This window comes from Tersicoccus sp. Bi-70, from assembly GCF_001968825.1.
GTDB lineage: Bacteria > Actinomycetota > Actinomycetes > Actinomycetales > Micrococcaceae > Tersicoccus.
Window position 1 is genome coordinate 1 of sequence record NZ_MIEU01000010.1, and the last position, 21,040, is coordinate 21,040.

A 21,040-nucleotide genomic window follows, 5' to 3' on the forward strand; every position below is an offset into this window, starting at 1 on the left:
CCGCCCCGGTCGCCTGGCTCTTCTTGTGGTGTGCCTGCTGTCCTGCGGATTTTCGTGGCCGCTCCACCCCGGTCAAGCCCTTCCGCTGGCGCTCCGGGGCCGGCTCCTGCCGAGATTCTGCCGACGCGCTCCTTCGTCGCTCACATCGCCGGCAGATTCTCTCCACCCGCCGCCCTGCGGGTGGACCGGGGCTCCGTCGGCCGCCGCTCGGCAAGCTCGCCAGCAGGCATACAACGACGGGGGAGAGGGACGCCGCTGGCTCCGGTCCCAGCCCCCACTCGCCAAGGAGCACAATCATGTCCGAGAACACCACCACCCAGAGCAACACCGCCGCGCTCGTCGAGCTGGACCCGTCCACGCTGACCGTGGACACCAACGTCCGCGCCGACGCGGGGTTGACGCCCGCGTTCGTCGCCTCCGTCAAGGAGCACGGCGTGCTCGTGCCGGTGGTCGCCCACCGGGCCGAGGACGGGACGGTGAAGGTGCTGATGGGCCAGCGGCGCACTCTTGCCGCCGTCGAGGCCGGACAGGCCACCATCCCGGTGCATCTGGTCGCCACCCCGGAGGCTGCGGACCGGCTGGCCAGGCAGGTCGTGGAGAACGACCAGCGGACCGGCCTGACCGAGACGGATCGGGCCGAGGCGATCAACCAGCTGAGCCTGCTCGGTGTCTCCCCGACCCGGATCGCCAAGCGGATCGGCGTCGCCAAGACCACCGTCGAGACGACGCTGGCCGTGAAGGCCAACACGACCGCCACCGAGGCCCTGGCCACGGGCCTGACCGTCGATCAGGCCCTCGTCCTCGCGCAGTTCGACGGCGACGTCGAGGCGCAGGAGCAGCTGACCGCTGTCGCCCTCCGGTCCCCGGAGTCGCTGGCGCACGAGGCGTCCCGGCTGAAGGCGTCCCGTGAGCGGGCCGCGCTCGTGGCGACCGCGCAGGCCACGGCGACGGAGCGGGGTCTGACGATTCTGGACCGCAACCCCGCCGCGTGGGGCTACGACGGGGACGCGGTTGCGGTGGCCGAGCTGGCGAAGCCGTCCCCGACCGGGCCGGTCGCCCTGACCGAGGACGACGCGAACGCCGTCTACGTCGGCACCGACTGGTCCGGGGAGGTCGTGCACTCCTACGCGGTGCTGGACTGGAAGTCCTGCGGCTACAGCCGCCGCCGCACCAGCGGGGACTACGGGGCCGCTGGGGGCGGGCTGACCGAGGAGCAGAAGGCCGAACGCCGGGCCGTGGTGGAGAACAACCGGGCGATGGAAGCCGCCCAGGTCGTCCGCCGCGAGTTCGTGGCCACCCTGCTCTCCCGCAAGACCCCGCCCAAGGACGCGGCCCGGTTCATCGCCGCCCGCATCACCGGGCACGCCTACCAGGTCGGCCACAACATCGTCGAGTCGATCCGGGTAGCCAAGGGCGAGGACGGCCCCGCGTGGGCGAGGAAGCGGACCACCGACCCGACGATGGTGGCCCTCGCCGCCGTGATCGGGTGCATTGAGGCCGACATGGATCGCGGCTCGTGGCGGAACCGGCCCTCCGGGGCGGGGGAGTACCTGACGGCCCTGATCGGCTGGGGATACACGCCCGCCGATGTCGAACGACTCATGGCCGATACCAAGTAGCCGCAGCGGGTGGTGGGTCCGGTCGAGCGGCCGGGTCCACCACCAGGGCGTGCCTGCCCCGGCGTGAAGCGTGCCGGGGCAGGGGGCCCGGTCCTCGCGGGCTCGAACCGGGAAGCGGTCCTCGCTGCGCTCGGGCTGATGAGTCACCGCCGCCGGCCTCCGCAAGCTCCGGCACGTCGTCGGTGCCCCCTTGTTTTTCCGGCTGTCCTTCGGATTATCGCGGCCGCTCCAAGCGGTTCAAGCCCCTCCTTCGTCGGGGCCGGCTCCTCCGAGATTCTGCCGACGCGCTCCTGCGTCGCTTATCTCGCCGGCAGATTCTCTCCACCCGCCGCCCTACGGGTTGACCCGCTTTCCGTCGGCCGCAGCTCGCATGCTCGCCAGCCGGAAAAACAAATGGGGGAGAGGGACGCGGCTGGTCCCGTCCCAGCCCCGACTCGCCAAAGGAGCACGACATGACCAAGCGCATCACCGTCCGCACCCACGCCGACCTGCTCGCCCTGATGGAACTGACCTCCGGGCGTCGCCCGAGTGATTCGCTGCTCGTCCAGGGGATGACCAGACAGGGGACCGAGCTGGGTCCGTCCCTGCGGCTGGACCTGCCCCAGCACATCGAGGACGAGAACACCATCCGCGCGTTCGCCCTGTACGTGGTGGACACCATCACCACCGGCGGCCCGCTGGATCGACTGATGATCGCCCTCTACAGCGAGCACGTGAACCAGTACGGGACCCTGACGGACGCGGTCACCGAGGCCGCCAACGCCGAAGGGATCGACCTGTTCCGCCTGTTCCACTGCACCCCCGCCGCGTGGCGGACCGTCGTCCCGGAACTGGAGGTGTGGGCGATGTGGTCCGAGGTCACCCACAGTACCGCCGGGATCGCCGCCCGCGCCGAGCACGGCCTGACCGAACGGCCCACCGTCACCGCACCGGCCTACACCGGCAGCGCCCTGCAGGGAGCGAAGATCGACCGGGCAGCCCGGGCGTTCACGGTCACCGCGACCGACGGGCGGCACCACGCCGACACCCTCGCCGCCCGACGGCAGATCACCGCGCTCACGGGAGCGGAGACGGTCGAGGTGAGCGACGCGGCCACGGTCGCGGCGATGGTCGGACACCGGCCCCTGCGGGACTGGATCATGTTCGACGCCTACGGGTTGGGTGGCGACCTGACCGCCGGGTGGCCGCTGCTGGCCTCCGGCAGGGTCGTGCCCGACTGGGAACGCGTCGACGAGGTCGAGCGGGTCATCTGGACTGTACTGGCGATGACCCCTCCCAGCCACCGGGCCGACCTGTTCGCGGTCCTGGCGATGTTCGCGTGGACCAAGGGCATGGGAACGGACGCCGATACGTGGGCGGACCTCGCCGAGCAGGCCGACCCCGGCCACGTCCTCGCCGGACTGATCCGGCAGGGCATCACCCTCGGCGTCCACCCGCTGGCCACCAACCGCCGCACCGCCTACCGGCGACACTGAGTCCCGCGGGTGGTGGGTCCGGTCGAAAGACCTGGCCCACCACCGCAGGCAGCTGGCCCCGGCCATACCCACGCCGAGGCCAGGGCACCGGTCCTCGCTCGCTCAGACCGGGTAGCGGTCCTCGCTGCGCTCGGACTGTCCCGTCCCCGACGCCGGCCTCCGCTACCGCTGCACCCGTCGACGGGAACCCGTTTTGTCCGGCTGTCCTGGCGGATTATCGCGGCCGCTCCAAGCCGGTCAAGCCCCTCCGGGGCCGGCTCCGCCACGATCCGGCACGACGCGCTCCTGCGTCGCTCCCATCGCCGTACCGGATCGTTCCCCCGCCGCCCTTGCGGGTTGACCGGCTTTCCGTCGGCCGCAGCTCGCAAGCTCGCCAGCCGGAAAAACGATGGGGAAGAGCAAGAGCCTGGGCGGCTGGTCCCGGACCGTTCCCCACCTCGCCAAGGAGAGAGAAGACCATGACCATCACCGACACTGGACTTGCCGCGAAGACCGGCACCATCTACTGCTCCTCGTGGGGGTACGACCAGACCAACATCGACTTCTACGAAGTCGTCGCCGCCACCGCCAAGACGGTGCAGCTGCGGCCGATCCGCAGCCGGTGCGTGGAAGTCACCGGCGAGCTGAGCGAGTACGTCGAACCCGTCCCAGGCGACTACAACGGCGAACCGTTCCGGCGGAAGGTCCTCACCTACGCCCGCGGAGCCGTCGCCATCAACGGCTACACCAACGCCTACCCGTGGGACGGCCGACCCCGACACGCTACCCACTACGCCTGACCCACAGGGGGGCCGGCGATCCGGTCGGCGCCCCGCCCCTCACCAGCAAGGAGAACCCTCAAATGAGCACCGACCCGTTCGAGAACGCCGAGATCATCCACTCCTACAGCCGGGCCCACGCCATCGCTGACGGTGTCCTGATCGACATCACCGAGCACGCCCAGCGGTTCGGTTTCGCCTACCCCGTGGCCGTGACCCGCGCGGTGTGGATCGGGGTGATCCGTGAGACCAGCGGCGCCGCCCAGGAGCTGAACATCCGGATGCTCCTCAACGAAGCCGTCGACCAGGCCCGCACCGGCCCGCGTGGTGACCGCCGCGCCTTCACCTACACCAAGCCCGCCACCGGGGAGACGTTTCCCATCGTGATGCGCTGCGGCCCGGGTGACACACCGGAGCCGGTCATCACCCTGATGGACCCCCTCGACGACTAGACCACCGCTGGGCCGCCCGAGAGGGCGGCCCAGCTCCACCGGCGGCCACGCTACGAAGAACGTTCATGATGTGCGCGCACCAGCTCACCATCGAGCACACCCCCGGCACGGGAACGACCATCACCGGAGACGACATCACCGACCAGAACGTCGTCGACGTCGTCACCGCCGCCGGCTGGTCTCAAGCCGGTCCCACGACCTGGTCCGCCGGCAGATCCACCGCACCCGGCGGTGCTCCCGCGGCGCGGATCTCCGTGCGGCCGGGCACGCGATCATCGTGCACATCGAAGTCGACTACCAGGCCGGTCTCACCCACCACTCCGCACGAGCCCAGGCGGCTGTCTGACCCCCTCGATACAGTGAGGGGCATGAGCGCCGACCTGATCCACCCCACGACCCCGGTCGCCATCATCGAACACACCCCGCTCGAGGACGCCGTCGACCACCACGAGCCCGGCCCGGTCATCGACTCGCCCGTCGACCTGGTCTACCCCGAGCCGCTCGACTGAGTGCAGCACCCTGGATTTCCTTTGGCGAGGAAAACAGCGAGGGCCGGCACAGCTGACGCTGTGCCGGCCCTCTGTTCTAGGGGCTTACCCAGATGAAACTGCATCCCCGGGCCGTGAAGCCGGACGCGGTAGACGGGATCGCAATTTGGAACTTAGGCGCCACGTTGACGAAGTTGTTGGCGAGGATGTTGCCTTGCGCGTCCGACACTTCCCAGTAGCAGCTGGTGACGCGGTCGGTAGCCGTTTCGTATGTTCCCGGCACAAGATCTTTCCCGACGAGATACGTTCCCGGGAGGGCGAACTTCTTGGTCTTCTTGGCCGTAGCCACACGGTCGCGCTCCGCGACAATGCCGGCGCCTTGCTTGGCCTGAGATCGCATGGAGCTGATCTTCGGATGAGTTGGGCAGAGCAGGATGGCGCCGGCGGCTTCAGCTGCTTCAGAATCCTCTACCGGCCCCTCGACGTAATTGCCAGCAGTCTGAGCGCAGATCGCATAGAGAGCATTGATGTACTGATCTGAGCCGTTGCCCACGGCTTCCTCTCCATATGCCGTCCGCACCGCTGCGACTTCCGTCTTGTTCAAAGCGGGACCGTCGCGCGTAGCCTGACACCGGTCGTACGCCTCTCCGGACGCCCACACGTCTTCGACACTGGTGAAGGAGGCGAGGGGTGAAGAACCGGACGGATCCCCGCACTCGAGCGAAACCCTCACATACTCGGAGTCAGGAAGCGTCGCCTGGGGGTCCGGATCTTCCGTCGCTTCACTCGCATCCGGCGTGACTTCCTCAGACGTCGCCTGCTCCGACGGCGTACCAGAGGTGAGTGACGGGGCTGGAACCGATCGTTGAGCCCCACCCGCGCATCCGGTCACGAGCAGGGCAGATATGAGCGCGACTGAGATTAGGTGAAGCCTTGTCATTGATCCCCTTGGTTGGCCGGGGATCCCCTGATCGCCCGGGATAGATTATGCCGGACGCAACGACGGTATCCGGCTCTTCGGAATCAAGGGTGTAGGTGGGGTCTGAAGCCGCCGGCTTCGAGTAGCGACCTCGCGATGTAGTGGGTGAGGTTCCGGAAGCCGAGGGCGGAGCCGCGGAGGTGCTCGAGCCGGCCGTTGATCGCTTCCGTGGGGCCGTTGCTGGTGCCGGGCCGGTCGAAGAACGCGAGGATGTCGGCGGCGCGTTGCTTCATCGTGCGGCCGAGCTTGCGGATCTCGACCAGCGCGGCGGGAACCCTGGTGGTGATCGTGGCGATCACGGCCTGCATGGCCAGCTTGGCCTTCTTCTTGTCGGGCTCGCGGTAGGCGGCGACGATGCGCTGGTAGATGCCCCAGGTCGCTTCGACCTCGATATGCTCCTCACTCGCGAACACCGCATCCAGTCGGACCCGCTGACGGTCGGTGAGCAGGCTCGCCCCGGTGTGCAGGGTGCGGCGAGCCTTGTAGAGCGGATCGCCCTTCATCCCGCGGTGACCGGTGGTGTCCTGCTGGACCCGGCGCCGGCAGACGTCGAGCGCATCACCGGCGAGCCGGACGACATGGAACGGATCCATGACGGGAACAGCGTCGGGCAGCTCTTCCGCGGCGGCGGTCTTGAACCCGGAGAACCCGTCCATCGCGACCACCTCGATCGCTTTCGACCAGTCCTTCGGGCGGGCGGCGAGCCACTGTTTGAACACCGCCTTCGAGCGGCTCTCGATCATGTCCAGCAGCCGCGCCGGGCCCGTCTTGTCGCGGGCTGGGGTGAGGTCGATGATCACGGTGACGTATTTGTCGCCGTGCCTGGTGTGACGCCAGACGTGCTCGTCGACACCGATTGTGGTGACCCCGTGGAACCGGGCAGGGTCGTCGATGAGTCGCCGCTTGCCCTCGGCGAGGATCGCGGTGTTCGCGGTGTGCCACGACACCCCCAGTCCTGCGGCGGCGCGGGAGACGGTGAGGTGGTCGACCACGATCGCCTTGAGCGCCCAGCTCATCCCGCCGCGGGAGATCTTCGCCCGCGGCATCGCCGCCTTCGTCGTGTCCTGCCGCCAGGTCCGCAGGCAGTGGGCACACCGGTATCGGCGCACCCGCACCAGCAGCGTCGTCGGCCGGTGCCCGAACGGCTCGTGCGCAAGCGGCCGCGTGACGGTGTCACGCGGCACGCCCTCCGCACCGCACTTCCGGCACCACGGGTCGTCGTCGACGACGCGGCACTCCAGCACCGCCCGGTCGGGCTCGAGCAGCTGGCCGACGGCTTCGAGGCCGAGCTCGTCGAGACGGCAGAACGTGGTGAGGTCAGGGGTCGCGAACGTAGGGGGGTGCACGTCGAGGTCTTCCGGGATGGCAAGCGTGAAGAACTTCCATCCTGGAAGACCTCGACGTCTATCCGCGAACCAGCCAGCGGCCCCCGACTACACCCTCAACTACGAAGAGCCTACGGCGCTCTCGGAACCGTCGACGGGCAGAACTTCCGGCACATGCGCGAGCCGGCGCGTGTCGAGGCCTGTGGCACCGAAGGATGGGCCACCCCCTTCGACCTGTCGACCGTCGAGTTCGAGGACCTCGCCTCAGCGGAGATCGTCTACAACTACGTCGAAGCGTCGGACGTGCCCATCCGCGCGCTCGTGGACGCCGGGGTCGACGGCATCGTCACGGCAGGGCACGGCGCCGGCGGCATCTCGACCGCGCAGGCCGACGTCCGGACCGCTGGCACCGAGGACGGCGTGGTCTTCGTGACGACCACGCGCACCGGGTCGGGAGCGATCTACGACGACGGCACGGAGGGCGTGATCGCCGGATTCGACCTGACGCCGCAGAAGGCGCGCGTGCTGCTGCAGCTCGCGCTGACGTTCACCGACGACGCGGAACAGGTCCGCAGCCGGTTCCAGACGATCGGCGCGCAGGACTTCGACCCCGCGGAGTGACGACGAGCGGGGCCCGGCTGACACGGCCGGGCCCCGCTTCCTGCGAGGGGATTCTCAGCGGAGCAGCACGGGCCCCGCGTCGATGGCGAAGCGGAACAGGTGGTACGGGTACACACGCAGGTCCTGGCCATCCTGGTACTTCGCCTGACGGTGCAGCTGATTCGCCGTGACGTACAGGTGGCCGTCACGGGCGACCGACATCGTGTCGGGCCAGAGCAGTCGCTCGTCGTGCACGAGGGTCTGCATCTCGCCGTCGGGAAGGCGCCGGAGGACGGCGTTGTGTTCCCAGTTCGTCGCGTACAGCCGGCCCTTGTCGTCGGTCTCGAGCCCGTCGGCCCCGCCGCCCTTGTCGCCCTCGTCGACGACGGTCGCCGCGACGTCCTCCTCCGAGCGCGCGCGGTCACGCAGCGCCGCGGTGTCGACGCTGAACCACCGGCGCGAGATGAGCGGGCAGTACCAGAGCCGCTCGCCGTCGTGGGAGATCGCGATGCCGTCGGCGCCCATCGCCACCGGCTGGGGCGCCTCGCCCACGGTGCGCTCGGCGAACACCCGCCCCTCGGCGACCGGCACCATCTCCTCGGGCGGCAGAGCCTTGGTGGTCGGATGGTCGTGGAGGCGCCGCCACGCCTCGCCGCTGGCGAGGTCGACGACGATGATGCCGTTCGGACCCTGGTCGGAGGAGTCGGTGATGTACGCGAAGCCCGCCTCGCCCTGCCGCAGATCGAACCGGACGTCGTTGAGGTAGGTGGTCGGCAGGGCCACATCCGGCTCGAACAGGATCGTCTGCGCGATCTCATCCGTGCTCAGGTCGACGCAGACGAGCTTCGGACCGCCGCGCTGCGTCTCCTCGAACAGCGGGCTGCCGGTGTCGAGCACCCACAGGCGGTCGGCGGGGTCGACGACGATGCTCTGCACCGACACGAAGGCGTCCGGGTCGGCGTTGCCCTTCGCCTGGTTCGCCTCCGCGCTCGGATACGGCCTCGCTTCGCCGTCGACGAGCTCGACGACGGTCGCGGGCACCTCGTCGCCCCATTTCGGGAAGTTCACGAAGATGCGGCCGGCATGTGAGACGCTCACGCCGGTAGGCATGGGGCCGTCGGTGAAGGTGTGCACCACCTCGAGCTCACCGCGCGGAGTATCGGAGACGTCGATGGCCTGATTGTCGCGGCCGAGGAACGGATTCGTCATGCGGTCGAGCCAAGCGGATGGCCCGGGTGCCGTCAAGGGGGTTGCGCGCGGCGCTCGGCGCTGTCTATCGCTTCGCACCTCGCTCGCGTCCGGAGGGTCGCACCCCCGGACGTTGAGCGAGCGAAGCGAGACGAAACGTCGTAAGACGGCCTACGAAACCCTTACCGGAAGAGCAGCGCGAAGATCGCCGAACCGCACCGCACTTCCGGCACCACGGGTCGTCATCGACGACGCGGCACTCCAGCACCGCCCGATCGGGCTCGAGCAGCTGGCCGACGGCTTCGAGGCCGAGCTCGTCGAGACGGCAGAACGTGGTGAGGTCAGGGGTCGCGAACGTAGGGTGGAGCAAGTCGAGGTCTTCCGGGATGGCAAGCGTGAAGAACTTCCATCCTGGAAGACCTCGACGTCTATCCGCGAACCAGCCAGCGGCCCCCGCCTACACCCTTGATTCCGAAGAGCCGATCATCCGGTTCCCGAGCGTGGCCAGTTGGCTGATTTTCATCGCGGGAGTCGTCTCACTCGTGTCATCGACGGTGGTCGGCTGTTGCCTGCTCGTGATTGAAGTTCGAACCGCGACGAGGCATCGCACCGGGCAGGTGCAAGTGACTTCCGGCAACCAGGGCCACACCCAGTAGGCCGCCAGCTATCGGGCAGCGAAAGGCTGCTGGCCCTTGGGCATGTCACACCTGGGATTCACCCAAGTTGCATCCAGCCAACACGGAGCTTCCGAAACGCCCGATAGAGGATCGTCTATCGGGCACCCGCGACGCCCGGGTCGCTAGCAAGGGTCGAGACAGCACTACGCGCTCCTGGCGGGGGCGTCGCCCCAGGGTTCAGTCATGGCCGAACCTGTGCGAAACATCCAGGTGGTCCTCTCGACGATCACCGAGCGTTGGCAGCCGCATCGGCGGAAACACCAGAGACGCCGGAGGCGAGATGACTGCGGAGTTGCGCGAGTTGACGTGATCACTTCGTCCATCCGTTGACCGATCGTTCTTCGACGGACCCGACCGCGGTAGTGGCAACGTCGTGTGACCTGACGCCCCGATAGATTGGGCGTCAGGGCTCCGCCCGGGGCTGCCCGAGAGGCTGGTGTTCTCATGAGCGAGCCGACGTCGATCGCTTCCTTCCCCTCCGTGCCCGAGACCCCGTGGGCGTCGTCGGCCTCGGAGGTGGCGGTCGCCCTGGGAGTGGAGCCGAGCGAGGGTCTGGACGACGGCGGCGTCCGGAAGCGCCGGGAACGCCACGGCGCCAACGAGCTGCGCAGCACGCCGCGGACGCCGGCCTGGCGGCGCTTCTTCGCCCAGTTCGCCGATCCACTGGTGTACCTGCTGCTCGTCGCCGTCGCGGTCTCCCTCACCGCGTGGCTGCTCGAGGGGGCCACCGGCGCCCCCGTCGACGTCATCGTGATCCTGGCGATCCTGCTGGCCAACGCCGTTCTGGGGTTCGTCCAGGAGAACAAGGCGGAGGACGCCGTCGCCGCGCTCGCCGACATGACCGCCGCCACCGCCACGGTCCAGCGCGACGGGCGTCTGGCCTCCGTCAATGCCACCGAGCTCGTGCCCGGCGATGTCCTGGTCCTCGCCGAGGGCGACGCCGTGGGTGCGGACGCGCGCCTCGTCGAGGCGACGTCGTTGCGGATCCAGGAGTCCGCCCTGACCGGCGAGTCGGCGGCCGTCACGAAGACCGTCGACCCCGTGCCGGCGGAGGCCCCGATCGGCGACCGCACCGGCATGGTGTTCAAGGGCACCGCGATCGTGTCCGGCGTCGGACGCGCGGTCGTGACGTCGACCGGGATGCAGACCGAGATGGGCCGCATCGCGACGCTGCTGGACGAGACCGAGCAGGAGTCCTCGCCGCTGGACCGGGAGATCGAGCGGGTCTCCCGGATGCTCGGGATCGCCGTCGTCGGCATCGCCATCGTCGTGATGGCCGCCATGATCCTCGTCAACGGCGCCTCGACGCCCCAGGAGCTCCTGGACGTGCTGCTGCTCGGCGTCTCGCTGGCCGTCGCCGCCGTCCCGGAGGGCCTGCCCGCCATCCTGTCGGTGGTCCTGGCCATCGGCGTCCGCAAGCTCGCCGAGCACAACGCGGTGATGAAGCGGCTCCACTCGGTCGAGACCCTCGGGTCGGCGTCCGCCATCGCCTCGGACAAGACCGGCACCCTGACCCGCAACGAGATGACCCTGACCGAGATCGTGACCGCCTCCGGCCGGGTCTCCCTCTCGGGCACCGGTTACGACCCGCAGGGCGCCGCCGAGGTCGTGGGCGGCGACGTCGCTGCGGGTGAGGCGCGCCGCCTGCTCACCGGGGGCGTCCGTGCCAACAATGCCCAACTCGACCACCGGGACGGCCAGTGGGGGATCCAGGGCGACCCGACGGAGGCCGCCTTCCTGGTGGCGCAGCACAAGCTCGACGGCGTCGCCGAGCGGGTGGGCCGTTACCGCCGCGAGGGCGAGGTGCCCTTCAGTTCCGAGCGCAGGATGATGAGCGTGCTGGACCGATCGGACGCCGACGGGCGGCGCATTTTCTCCAAGGGCGCCCCCGACGTGCTGCTCGACCGGTGCACCGCCCTCCAGGTGGGCGACGGGACGCGGGCGCTGACCGACGGGGAGAGGGAGCGGCAGCGCGAGACGGTGGAGGAGCTCTCGTCCCGGGGCTACCGCACCCTCGCCGTCGCGTGGCGCGAGGCGGACCCGGACGAGGACGGGTTCGACGAAGCCGCCGAGCGCGACCTCACCTACCTGGGCGTCGTCGGCATCGTCGACCCGCCCCGAGAGGAGGCCAGGGACGCCCTCGCCGAGGCGCACCGCGCCGGCATCCGCACGGTGATGATCACGGGCGACCACCCGACGACCGCCGCCCGGATCGCCGACGACCTCGGCATCGTCGAGGGGCAATCGGCCCGGGCCGTCACCGGTCGCGAACTCGACGAACTCGACGAGCAGGGCCTGCGGGAGGTCACCCGCGAGGTCAGCGTCTATGCCCGCGTGGCGCCGGAACACAAGCTGAAGCTGGTGGACGCGCTGCCGGCCGACGGCCACATCGTGGCAATGACCGGCGACGGCGTGAACGACGCCCCGGCGCTGAAGTCGGCGGACATCGGGGTGGCGATGGGGATCACCGGCACCGAGGTGACCAAGCAGGCCGCGACCATGATCCTCGGCGACGACAACTATGCGACGATCGTCCGCGCCGTCCGGCAGGGCCGCGTCATCTTCGACAACATCAAGAAGTTCCTGCGCTACCTGCTCAGCTCGAACATGGGTGAGATCTGCACGATCTTCTTCGGGGTGCTCCTGGCCGGCTGGTTGGGCCTGCGTGACCCGGCGAACCCGGCGGCCTCGGTCGTGCCGCTGCTCGCGACCCAGATCCTCTGGGTCAACCTGGTCACCGATTCCGGTCCCGCCCTCGCGATGGGGGTGGACCCGGAGATCGACGACGTTTTGGCGCGGCGTCCGCGGCGTCCGGACGAACGGATCATCGACGGCCACATGTGGGGCCGGATCGTCTTCATCGGTCTGGTGATGGGCGCGGCCACGCTCGCCGTCTTCGACGCCTGCCTGCCGGGAGGCCTGTTCACCCTGCTCGCCGACGGGGTGCCGGCCGGAGAGCAACTGGCGGTCGCCCGCACCACCGCGTTCACCACCCTGGTGTTCGCGCAGCTGTTCAACGCGCTCAACAGCCGCTCGGATCTGGGAAGCGCCTTCCACAAGCTGTTCGTGAATCCGTGACTGTGGGCGTCCTTCGGTTTCGTGGTGGTCGCGCAGATCCTCGTGGTGGAGGTTCCGCTGCTGCAGGCTGCCTTTGGAACCGCGTCGCTTGACGTCGGACACTGGGCGCTGGCCGTGGGCGCGTCGGCCCTCGTCCTGGTGGCGGAGGAGATCGTCAAGGCCGTGCGCCGAGCGCGCGCTCGGGTTTGACGCGCGCGGCCGGGTTCGGGTGTTGCGCCCCCGACGGCGAAGCATTCTGCTGGCGGCTCGGCTACCCGTGGCACATCTGTGGTGCCCGTCGCTACGAACATCACTCGGGCCGACGTCAGAAGTCGGGACGGAGATTCGCGAGAACGAGGGTGCCATGAAGATCAGACGAGAACTCGCTTACCCGGCGGTGGGCATTGCCGCCCTGCTCGCCCTGGCGGGATGCTCCGTGGGTGGCGGTGGAACCGGTTCTGCTTCCTCGGCCATGGCGTCGCCCATGGCCAGCTCCTCGATGTCGTCGGAGTCGATGACCTCAGGCGCCTCGATGTCGTCCGCCCCATCCATGACGCCGTCGGCGTCCGCCTCGACTTCGAAGTCGACTGCCACGGCATCCAGCGCGGCCGTGGCCGGCATGATCGAGATCAAGGAATTCGCCTACCAGTCGCATGGTGCCGTGGGGGCAGGATCGACCGTGACCGTCAAGAACAATGACGACACCACGCATACCGTCACCGCCGATGACGGGTCCTTCGGGGTCACCGTCAAGCCCGGCGAGTCGATGTCCTTCAAGGCACCGGCCAAGCCCGGACGCTATGCCTTCCACTGCGAGTTCCACGGGAACATGAATGGCGAGTTGACCGTCGAATAGCGGAAAGATCCAGCTCGGCGGCCTGCAGTCGACCACAGCAGTCGGAGGCCACGAACAACGCCGCCGCGGACCGGTTTCCCGGATCCGCGGCGGCGCTGTGGTGTTCAGTTCAGAACTGAGGGTCAGTCCTGCGCCTTGCGGGCAGTCCGGCGACGGTTCAGACCGAACGCGGCGGCACCGGCCACGAGAACCCCACCGGCAGCGGCGAGGACACCCGGGGTGGCGTCCGTGGACGTGGTCGGGGCGGCCGACTTCACACCGGTCTCCGGGGCACCGTTGGGCATCGCGCTCATCTGCGAGACGGTCAGCTCACCGCAGAGGGCCGGCGAGGTGGCGGCCAGCGGCAGGGAGGGAACGATGTCACTCTTGGCCTTCGCCGCGGCCGGGGACAGAGTGGCCGGGTCCAGACCGTGGACCACGACGGAGGCGGTACCGGCCTTGAGTGCGTTGATGGTCTCCGCGCTCAGGGTGAAGGACCGCTTGTAGTCGATGGTGCCGCCGGAGGGCGCCAGCTTCAGATCGGTCGCGCTGGCCGGCGAGGTGTCCCCGCTGGTGGTCAGCGTCTGGGCGATCTTGCCGTAGTGCGGGGCGCCCTCGGTGGTGCTGACGACGCCGTCACCGTTCTTGTCCGCGGAGGCGTCCGGGCACATGCCCATGGCACCGATGTGGATGTGCTGGACGTGCGGGTAGGCCTGGCCGTTGAACGAGGCCGGCAGACCGGTCACTGTCTCGGTGACGGTGGCCTGGTTCCCGTGGACCGAGACCCAGACGCTGCCACTGGCGGTGCTGCCGTTGAGAGCCTTGAGCTGGGTCTGGTAGACGGTGGTGTCGGCGTCGTGGGCCTGGGCCGGGACGGCCGAGAGGGCCAGCGCCCCCAGCGCCAGCGCCGGTGCTGCGAGAAGAACAGAAGTGCGCTTCATGTGGTGTTGCTCCCTGAGTGGAGTGGAAAGGCAGTCGGCTTAGTGTCGACGCCTGCGCCCAACATAGCTCACAAATCGAGATTCTCGGCGCTCTGACCAGCATCGATGCGCAAACGAGACCGGTGTTGCCGGTTCCGCTCGACGCCATGGAGGGCGGGCCGCAGGAATCAGGCGACAGTGCATTCGCCGCCGGTGCTGTAGGCCGGGGTCTGCCAGCTCCGCGTGACGCTGTCGTGGAGGGCTTCCTCACGACGGATCTGGTGCACCCTGACGGTTGTGCGGCGACCCCGCGTGGTGTGTGCTCGGCGCATGGGATTCTTTCCGCTCGACGACGTGGCCGACGAGGAGCACCCGCCGGAGGCGCCGCGCCCGGCGTGGTGGGGGCCTCCCGACGACGAGATCCCGGTGGCGTGGGCTCATCCCGCCGTCCTGGGTGTCTCCGACCATGTCGCCGTGGCACTGCTCGGGGCCGACGTCTTCAGGAGCGGGATCGATCTCCGGATCGAGCGGCGGCTGCGGCGGCACTCGATGTCCCGGGGTGACTGGGCTCGCCACCGTGAGGCCTTCCTCGGCCGGGAGAGCGAGGACACCCCGGGCAGGCTCCGCTACGGCGTCGTCCTCAGCAATGGTCAACGTGTGCTCGACGGTGCCCATCACGGACCGACTGAGGATCCCTTCACCGAACCTCGTTCCTCGGTGCTGATCCGCAGCGGCGGCGGAGGCGGCGGGGACGACCGGTCGTACTCCACCACGGAGGGCCTCTGGTTGTGGCCCCTGCCGCCCCAGGGTCCCCTCGACCTCGTCTTCCAGTGGCCCGACCTGGGACTTCCGGAAGCGCACGTCCGCCTCGACGGGACGGCGATCGTCGCACTCAGCGGTCGGGCCACGTGCATGTGGCCCGACCGCCCGGCCGCATCGCCGCGGTGATCAGGCCGTCACCGCGGCGACGCCGGCCGGTGCCGTCGTCACCCCTCCAGGCTGCTGCCGGACGGGCGCGCGGAACTCGACGGGCTGGCGGAACTCGACGGGCTGGCGGAACTCGACGGGCTGGCGGAACTCGACGGGGCGGATGAGCCGGACGGGCCGTCGCCGTGGCGCCCGCCGTGACGGCCCTGGCCGAACCCGGCGTCGACCGTGACGGTGGAGTAGTCCGCGCTGACCTCGTACTTGGTGGTGGTGCTCCCGGAGGTGGCCACGACGTCGAACGACCCGTCCGCGTCCTTCCACGACTCCTTGACCGTCGCGTTCGCGTCCTTCGCCTTGATCGCGGCCGTGACCTTGGCGAGTTGGTCACTGGTCAGCGGCGTGTGCGAGCCACCGCGGTCGCCGTGTCCACCGGGACCGCCGGGACCCCCGTGATCGTTGACGGTCACCGTGGCGTAGTCGGCGCTGACGTCGTACCGGACGGTGGCGCCGTTCAGGGTGGCCGTCGCGTCGAACGAGCCGTCGGCGTCCTTCTCGACCTTCGTGACCTGGGCGGACGCGGCCTTGGCCTTGACGGCCGCGGTCACCCGGGCGGTCTCTTCCGCCGTGGCCGCGGTGTGCTGGCCTCGTGGATTCGCATCGGTGGCGGCACCGCTGGGCGCCGTCGAGGGGCTGGACGTGGTCACGGCGTTCGCGACGGCGGTCCCGCCACCGGCGAGGACGGCGGCGGCGACGGCTGCGGACGCAGCGGCGATGGTGACGCGGGTTGCCTTCATGGTGAACTCCTGTCAGGACCGGGTCCGGCGGCCTTCGTCGAACCCGTCCACACCACTCTCGGTCCGCGGGCTGTGCGGGGCCTTTCGTGGTGCTGAGGATCCAGAGGTGGGTCGGTGCGCCGGCCGCCTTCACGGGCCTGCGTCCGCTCCTTGTCGCGCGCCGACGGACGGCCGATACGGCGAGTGCTGCTCTTGCCCGGCCGCCGGTGACTGGTGGCGTACCGACGCTCCAGCCTGCGCCGACGGATCGGTGCCACGGAGTGGGAAGCTGGTCCGGTGAGCGGTGAGGTGGAGCAGGCCCGGCCGGTGGTGCGGGTGAGTGCGGTGGTGCTGGCCGATGCCGAGCGCGGGGTGCTGACGGTGCGGAAGCGGGGCACGTCCCGGTTCATGTTCCCGGGCGGGAAGCCGGAACCCGGCGAGACGAGCGAGGAGACTGCCGTCCGCGAGGTCGCCGAGGAGCTCGGGGTGGCGATCACCGCCGACCGCCTCGTGTGCCTCGGCACGTTCCGGGCCGCGGCGGCCAACGAGGCCGACCACGACGTCGAGGCGGTCGTCTTCACCCATCCCGTGATCCCGGTGGGTGAGCCGACCGGGGAGATCGAGGAACTCCGCTGGCAGCCGATCGGCCTGGACGCCTACCCGGCGGACGTGGCCCCGCTGTTGAGCGAACACGTGCTGCCCGGGCTGTCCTGAGCAGATGACCGGTACTGATCGCCGGCGGAGGGCCGACCTCGATCAGGAGTCGGCTGGGTTCTCCCGCAGGGCTGCGCGGGCGGCCGCCAGGATCGCGTCGGATTCCGGCGTGCCGGCGTTGGCCCGGGACAGCTGCAGGGCGCCGACCAGCAGCGCGACGGTGGCCAGGACCTGTTGATCGTCGTGGTCCGGCAGCAACGGGGACACGGCATCGCGCAGCTCGTCGACGGCGCGGAGATAGCTCTCCTGCATCGGGCCGCCAGGTTCGCAGGATCGCGGCGTCGTTTGCTCACGCGACCAGCGGTGCCGCCACCGCGATCTCGTCGTGCTCGACCAGCCAGCGCACCGCCGCGAGCGTCGTCTCCTCGACCGTGTACCGCGGCGCGTAGCCCAGCAGCCGCTGCGCCTTCTCGATCGAGAACACGTGACTGCGTACGAGGTGCTCCCAGCTGGTCTGCCCGTGCTGGTCGGAGAGTCCGGACCGGAACTCCTCCCAGCTCACCGATTGGAGCCGGGCCTGCTGTCCGAACCAGGACGCGGCAGCCTCCGCGTAGCCGCGCACGGAGAACGCGTCGGCCGCGACGACGGAGAAGTCCTCTCCGGCCGCCGCGTCCCGGTGGGTGACGGCGAGCTCGAACGCCTGGGCGACGTCGTCGGCGTGCACGTGGTGCATCGTCTCGGCACCGAGGCCGGGAACGGGCAGCGGCTCGCCTGCAGAGAGCGTCCGCCAGACGCCGGGATCGAGGTTGCCGGTGGGGCCGATCGGCGCCCAGCCCGGGCCGCTGATGTGCCCCGGGTGAAGCGACGTGGTGACCAGGCCGCCGGACGCGGTCTCCTCCTTGAGCATCCGCGCGATGCGGTCCTTCTGCACGCCGTACTCACCGAACGGCGGGGTCGCGTTGTCCTCGGTGACCGGCAGGACGTGGCTGACGCCGGCACGCCAGATGGAGCCGCAGTGGATCAGGTGCCCGACGTCGCCGCGCAGTCGCTCGACGAGCGCCGTCGCCGACTCGAGGGTGAAGCAGACGAGGTCGACGACGACGTCGGCGCCCAGCCCGGCGATGCGTTCGCCGAAGGTGCCGTCCCGCTCTTCGGCCTCCCGATCCGCCGTCACCTGCTCGACCTGGCCCCATTCGGGGGCCTCGGCGTAGGGGGTGCGGCTGCCGCGGCTGAGGCTGACGACGTCGTGGCCGGCGCGGACGAGGCGGGGGACGAGGAACGTGCCGATGTGGCCGGTCCCGCCGATGACGGCGATGCGCATGGGTCTCCTCCTGGTCGGCCGGGTCGCGGTCCGATGCCGCGAGTCGGACTGGGTGGGACCCGCCAACCTATCAGCCGGCCCTGCGGGAACGGGCGGCACCGCCGACGCGGGCTCAGGCCGGCGCGGGTGCGGCGAGAACGTCCCGCACCGACCGGGGCCGGCGGCCGAGCAGCTGCCCGAGCAGGGGATCGGTGCCGGCGAAGAATCCCTTGTCGGCCGCCTGGTACATGCCGAGCGTGAAGTGCGCCGCCGCCTCGGGCATCCCCTCGGCAATGCGCGCCGCGACCCACTCGTCCGGATCGATCAGCACCCGCTCCACGGAGCGGCCGGTCAGCTCGGAGGTGATCCGGGCGATCTCCTCGAAGGTCGGGGCGGCGTCCGCAGTGATGGTCGTCGGGCCGTCGTGACCGCCGTCGGAGGCGATGATCGCGGCGGCGGCCTCCGCGGCGTCCTCCCGCGTGGTCCAGGACACCGGCCCGTCAGCGGGCACCGCGATGACGCCGGTCTCCCGCCACGGTCCCGCCAACCAGGCGAGGCTGTGCGTGTAGAAGCCGTTGCGCAACGACGTCCACGGCAGCCCCGACGCGGCCAGGAGGCCCTCGGTGGCGGCGTGGACCCGGCCCGGCCCGAACGGAGTGTCGGCGGCAGCACCCTGGTGACTCGTGTAGAGGATGCGGCCGACCCCCACCGACACCGCCGCGTCGATCGCCGCGCGGTGCAGGCTGACGGTGTCGCCCGTCGGATCGTTCGAGGACACCAGCAGCAGCTGGTCGGCACCCTCGAAGGCTGCCGGGAGAGAGGAGGCGTCGGCGTAGTCGCCGCGTCGCACCTCGACGCCCCGGTCGGCGAATCGCCGCGCCTTGGCGGGGTCGCGCACCGCGACGACGATGTCGGCGGCGGGCAGGCGGTCGAGCAGGTGGTCGGTGGTGGCGCCGTTCAGCGCCCCGGTGGCTCCGGTGACGACGATCATGAGTGGCCTCCTGTTATCGGCGTATCGGTCTAAACGTTATCAATGGAAACACCAGGAGGGAAGAGCCGATATCGTGGAGCGATGACGGAGGGCAGGGCGCGGTCGGCGACGCGCGATCGCATCATCGAGGCGGCAGCGGCGCTCCTGCGCGACGGCATGACGGCGGTGACGACCCGCGGAGTGGCCGAGGCCGCGCAGGTACAGGCGCCCGTGATCTACCGATTGTTCGGGGACAAGGACGGCCTGCTCGAAGCGGTCACCGAGCACGTGCTGGCCACGTGGGTCGCCGGCAAGACCGAGGCCCTCCGGGACGCCACCAGCACCGAGGTCGACCCGGTCGAGGACCTGCGGGCGAGCTGGACCCTGCAGATCGAGTTCAGTCTGGCCAACCCGGCGGTCTACCGACTCCTCAACGATCCGCAGCGGGCCGCCCGGTCGCCCTCCGTGCAGGCGGGGCAACGCATCCTCGAGGCCCGGGTCCACCGGATCGCCGCCCGCGGATGGTTGCGCACGGACGAACGCCGTGCCGTCGATCTCATCCAGGCCGCCGGCGTCGGCACCGTGCAGACGCTGCTGAGCCGGCGCGTCGACGAGCGGGACCGGGCCCTGGCGGACGCGATGTTCGACGCCGTGCTCCGCCAGATCCTCGTGGATGCGCCGCCCTCATCGGGTGATGAAGCCCGTGCCGCGGTGGAGACGTTCCGTGCTCTCGCGCCCCGGCTGCGCGGACTGACGGCGAAGGAACGCGAACTGCTGGTCGAGTGGGTCGACCGCGCCGGGAGCGAGCTCTCGAGCCTGTCGTCGCCGGATCCCGGAGAATGACGACGGACGCGAAGGCGGTGCCGGCCCGCCCCGACCCCGCCGGTCAGCTGACCCGGTGGAACACCTGAGACAGGTCCTCGCCCCACGGGCCGCCGTGCTCGGAGATCCGCCCGGTGCTGACGAGCGTGCCGTCCGGCTCGGCGTGGACGGTCACGGTCTGCGCGATCATCGGATCGTCGCGGGACCAGGTCACGGTGCCAGCGCCGAGAACGACGTCGTACAGCCGCGACACCTCCCGCTCGTCGACGTACACCATGACGAATCGGGGGTGGTCGATGGTGCGGCCGCCGTCACCGCCGATGACGGCCACCCCGTCCGGGAACCCGGGTTCGTCGACGTGGGTCCGCACGAGCAGGAAGGCTCCGCCCTCGTGCCACGTGAAGGACGCCTGCCCGGTGACCGTCCGCCCGCCCAGGGCGGGGTGCGTCCCGGTCGTCCGCCACTCGCCCACCAGGAACGCGAGTGGTTCGAGGGAAGGGTTCGGGATGCGCGCCCGCGGCCCGATGATCAGTGGTTCCGGTGCAGCCGGCTCCGTCGCTTCTGGATCCATCGCAGCGCCTCCGACGTCCGCGGGTGGTGACAGACGTGAGGCTACTCCGCGGCGGGCGGGCGGTCCCGGTCGGGCCGGGCTACTTGCGGTCCACCGTTCTGTCCACGATGAGATTCGTGATCCGCAGCGTGCAGAGCCGGCGATCCTGCTCGTCGGTGATGACCACCTCGTGGCTCGTCATCGTCCGGCCCAGGGAGATCGCGGTCGCCGTGACGGTCACGGTGCCGGAGGTGGCCGACCGATGATGCGTGGCCGAGACGTCGACGCCGACGGCGCTGCGGCCCATCGAGCTCGCGTGGATCACCGCGGCCCAAGACCCGACCGCCTCGCCCACGGCCAGCGACGCGCCGCCGTGCAGGAGGCCGAAGGACTGCCGGTTTCCCTCGACGGGCATGGTGGCGACGACCCGCTCGGCCGACTGCTCGACGATGGTCACCCCCATCTTCTCGTCGAGCTCACCGAGCGTGATCTGCCACGGCTCGTGCGCCTGCTCCGTCTGCTCCGGCATGGGTCCTCCTCCTGTGGTGCGTGCTCCCGCTCACGCATCCTGTACGCTGACATTACTGAACGATCGGTCGGTAACGCCATTGCGGCGTCATCACGATCCCCAGCGTACGGATCTGCCGTGTGAGGAACAGAAGGACGTCGAT

At 70.0% G+C, this 21,040-nt stretch carries 20 protein-coding genes and 2 pseudogenes; 11 read left to right on the plus strand and 11 right to left on the minus strand.

Annotated features, from left to right (window positions below):
• The first annotated feature begins 296 nt into the window (after positions 1 to 296).
• From BGP79_RS03905 to BGP79_RS16560, 5 genes are all read left to right on the plus strand, one after another.
• Positions 297 to 1,619: a ParB/RepB/Spo0J family partition protein gene (locus BGP79_RS03905; RefSeq protein ID WP_076693374.1), complete on the plus strand. Its 1,323-nt coding sequence runs from the start codon at positions 297 to 299 to the stop codon at positions 1,617 to 1,619.
• Between the two features lie 452 nt (positions 1,620 to 2,071).
• Entirely contained in the window at positions 2,072 to 3,094 is a 1,023-nt protein-coding gene (locus BGP79_RS03910) for a DUF4192 family protein (protein WP_076693375.1), read from the plus strand.
• 458 nt (positions 3,095 to 3,552) lie between these two features.
• Complete coding sequence (locus tag BGP79_RS03915; RefSeq protein WP_076693376.1) at positions 3,553 to 3,873, plus strand: hypothetical protein; 321 nt, start codon at positions 3,553 to 3,555, stop codon at positions 3,871 to 3,873.
• Between the two features lie 62 nt (positions 3,874 to 3,935).
• Positions 3,936 to 4,304, plus strand: coding sequence for a DUF6573 family protein (locus BGP79_RS03920; RefSeq protein ID WP_076693377.1), 369 nt, complete (start codon positions 3,936 to 3,938; stop codon positions 4,302 to 4,304).
• A gap of 368 nt (positions 4,305 to 4,672) precedes the next feature.
• Positions 4,673 to 4,813, plus strand: a complete 141-nt coding sequence (locus BGP79_RS16560) for a hypothetical protein (protein ID WP_158067130.1) — start codon at positions 4,673 to 4,675, stop codon at positions 4,811 to 4,813.
• A 76-nt stretch (positions 4,814 to 4,889) separates the two neighbouring features.
• Here BGP79_RS16560 and BGP79_RS16335 read toward each other — a convergent pair whose 3' ends face one another.
• Positions 4,890 to 5,396, minus strand: coding sequence for a hypothetical protein (locus tag BGP79_RS16335; protein ID WP_143588305.1), 507 nt, complete (start codon positions 5,394 to 5,396; stop codon positions 4,890 to 4,892).
• Positions 5,397 to 5,815: 419 nt separating this feature from the next.
• The gene (locus BGP79_RS03925) at positions 5,816 to 7,117 is read right to left on the minus strand and encodes an ISL3 family transposase (RefSeq protein ID WP_076693378.1); all 1,302 of its coding nucleotides are present in this window, start codon (positions 7,115 to 7,117) and stop codon (positions 5,816 to 5,818) included.
• A gap of 153 nt (positions 7,118 to 7,270) precedes the next feature.
• Between BGP79_RS03925 and BGP79_RS03930 the strand changes: the two genes are divergently transcribed.
• Positions 7,271 to 7,717, plus strand: coding sequence for a hypothetical protein (locus BGP79_RS03930; RefSeq protein ID WP_076693379.1), 447 nt, complete (start codon positions 7,271 to 7,273; stop codon positions 7,715 to 7,717).
• Between the two features lie 54 nt (positions 7,718 to 7,771).
• On the opposite strand, the gene BGP79_RS03935 is transcribed toward BGP79_RS03930, so the two are convergent.
• Both BGP79_RS03935 and BGP79_RS16340 read right to left on the minus strand, forming a co-directional pair.
• Complete coding sequence (locus BGP79_RS03935) at positions 7,772 to 8,905, minus strand: L-dopachrome tautomerase-related protein (RefSeq protein WP_076693380.1); 1,134 nt, start codon at positions 8,903 to 8,905, stop codon at positions 7,772 to 7,774.
• Positions 8,906 to 9,098: 193 nt separating this feature from the next.
• Positions 9,099 to 9,254, minus strand: a pseudogene (locus BGP79_RS16340) (ISL3 family transposase); the annotation flags it as partial.
• Between the two features lie 751 nt (positions 9,255 to 10,005).
• On the opposite strand from BGP79_RS16340, the pseudogene BGP79_RS03945 reads away from it, so the two are divergent.
• Together BGP79_RS03945 and BGP79_RS16690 are read left to right on the plus strand one after the other, a co-directional pair.
• Positions 10,006 to 12,828, plus strand: a pseudogene (locus BGP79_RS03945) (cation-translocating P-type ATPase).
• A 154-nt stretch (positions 12,829 to 12,982) separates the two neighbouring features.
• Complete coding sequence (locus tag BGP79_RS16690) at positions 12,983 to 13,474, plus strand: cupredoxin domain-containing protein (RefSeq protein ID WP_198928419.1); 492 nt, start codon at positions 12,983 to 12,985, stop codon at positions 13,472 to 13,474.
• Between the two features lie 122 nt (positions 13,475 to 13,596).
• Here the strand turns inward: BGP79_RS16690 and BGP79_RS03960 are convergent, their stop codons facing one another.
• Positions 13,597 to 14,394, minus strand: a complete 798-nt coding sequence (locus BGP79_RS03960; RefSeq protein ID WP_076693383.1) for a hypothetical protein — start codon at positions 14,392 to 14,394, stop codon at positions 13,597 to 13,599.
• Between the two features lie 309 nt (positions 14,395 to 14,703).
• On the opposite strand from BGP79_RS03960, the gene BGP79_RS03965 reads away from it, so the two are divergent.
• Entirely contained in the window at positions 14,704 to 15,321 is a 618-nt protein-coding gene (locus tag BGP79_RS03965) for a hypothetical protein (protein ID WP_076693384.1), read from the plus strand.
• 38 nt (positions 15,322 to 15,359) lie between these two features.
• Here the strand turns inward: BGP79_RS03965 and BGP79_RS16695 are convergent, their stop codons facing one another.
• Positions 15,360 to 16,094 (minus strand): hypothetical protein, encoded by a 735-nt coding sequence (locus BGP79_RS16695; protein WP_076693385.1) that lies wholly within the window; start codon positions 16,092 to 16,094, stop codon positions 15,360 to 15,362.
• 276 nt (positions 16,095 to 16,370) lie between these two features.
• On the opposite strand from BGP79_RS16695, the gene BGP79_RS03975 reads away from it, so the two are divergent.
• Positions 16,371 to 16,787, plus strand: a complete 417-nt coding sequence (locus BGP79_RS03975; RefSeq protein WP_233121094.1) for an NUDIX domain-containing protein — start codon at positions 16,371 to 16,373, stop codon at positions 16,785 to 16,787.
• Positions 16,788 to 16,829: 42 nt separating this feature from the next.
• Here the strand turns inward: BGP79_RS03975 and BGP79_RS03980 are convergent, their stop codons facing one another.
• The 3 genes from BGP79_RS03980 to BGP79_RS03990 all read right to left on the minus strand — a co-directional run bounded on the left by BGP79_RS03980 (position 16,830) and on the right by BGP79_RS03990 (position 19,018).
• Positions 16,830 to 17,039, minus strand: a complete 210-nt coding sequence (locus tag BGP79_RS03980; RefSeq protein WP_076693386.1) for a hypothetical protein — start codon at positions 17,037 to 17,039, stop codon at positions 16,830 to 16,832.
• A 37-nt stretch (positions 17,040 to 17,076) separates the two neighbouring features.
• Complete coding sequence (locus BGP79_RS03985; protein WP_076693387.1) at positions 17,077 to 18,048, minus strand: NAD(P)-dependent oxidoreductase; 972 nt, start codon at positions 18,046 to 18,048, stop codon at positions 17,077 to 17,079.
• A gap of 112 nt (positions 18,049 to 18,160) precedes the next feature.
• On the minus strand, positions 18,161 to 19,018 hold the full coding sequence (locus BGP79_RS03990; protein WP_076693388.1) for an SDR family oxidoreductase: 858 nt from the start codon (positions 19,016 to 19,018) through the stop codon (positions 18,161 to 18,163).
• A gap of 81 nt (positions 19,019 to 19,099) precedes the next feature.
• Between BGP79_RS03990 and BGP79_RS03995 the strand changes: the two genes are divergently transcribed.
• Positions 19,100 to 19,840 (plus strand): TetR/AcrR family transcriptional regulator, encoded by a 741-nt coding sequence (locus BGP79_RS03995; protein WP_076693389.1) that lies wholly within the window; start codon positions 19,100 to 19,102, stop codon positions 19,838 to 19,840.
• A 43-nt stretch (positions 19,841 to 19,883) separates the two neighbouring features.
• Here the strand turns inward: BGP79_RS03995 and BGP79_RS04000 are convergent, their stop codons facing one another.
• Both BGP79_RS04000 and BGP79_RS04005 read right to left on the minus strand, forming a co-directional pair.
• A complete protein-coding gene (locus BGP79_RS04000) occupies positions 19,884 to 20,390 on the minus strand; it encodes a hypothetical protein (RefSeq protein WP_076693390.1) in 507 nt (168 codons plus the stop codon).
• Positions 20,391 to 20,469: 79 nt separating this feature from the next.
• The gene (locus tag BGP79_RS04005; RefSeq protein ID WP_076693391.1) at positions 20,470 to 20,898 is read right to left on the minus strand and encodes a PaaI family thioesterase; all 429 of its coding nucleotides are present in this window, start codon (positions 20,896 to 20,898) and stop codon (positions 20,470 to 20,472) included.
• Between the last annotated feature and the right edge of the window lie 142 nt (positions 20,899 to 21,040).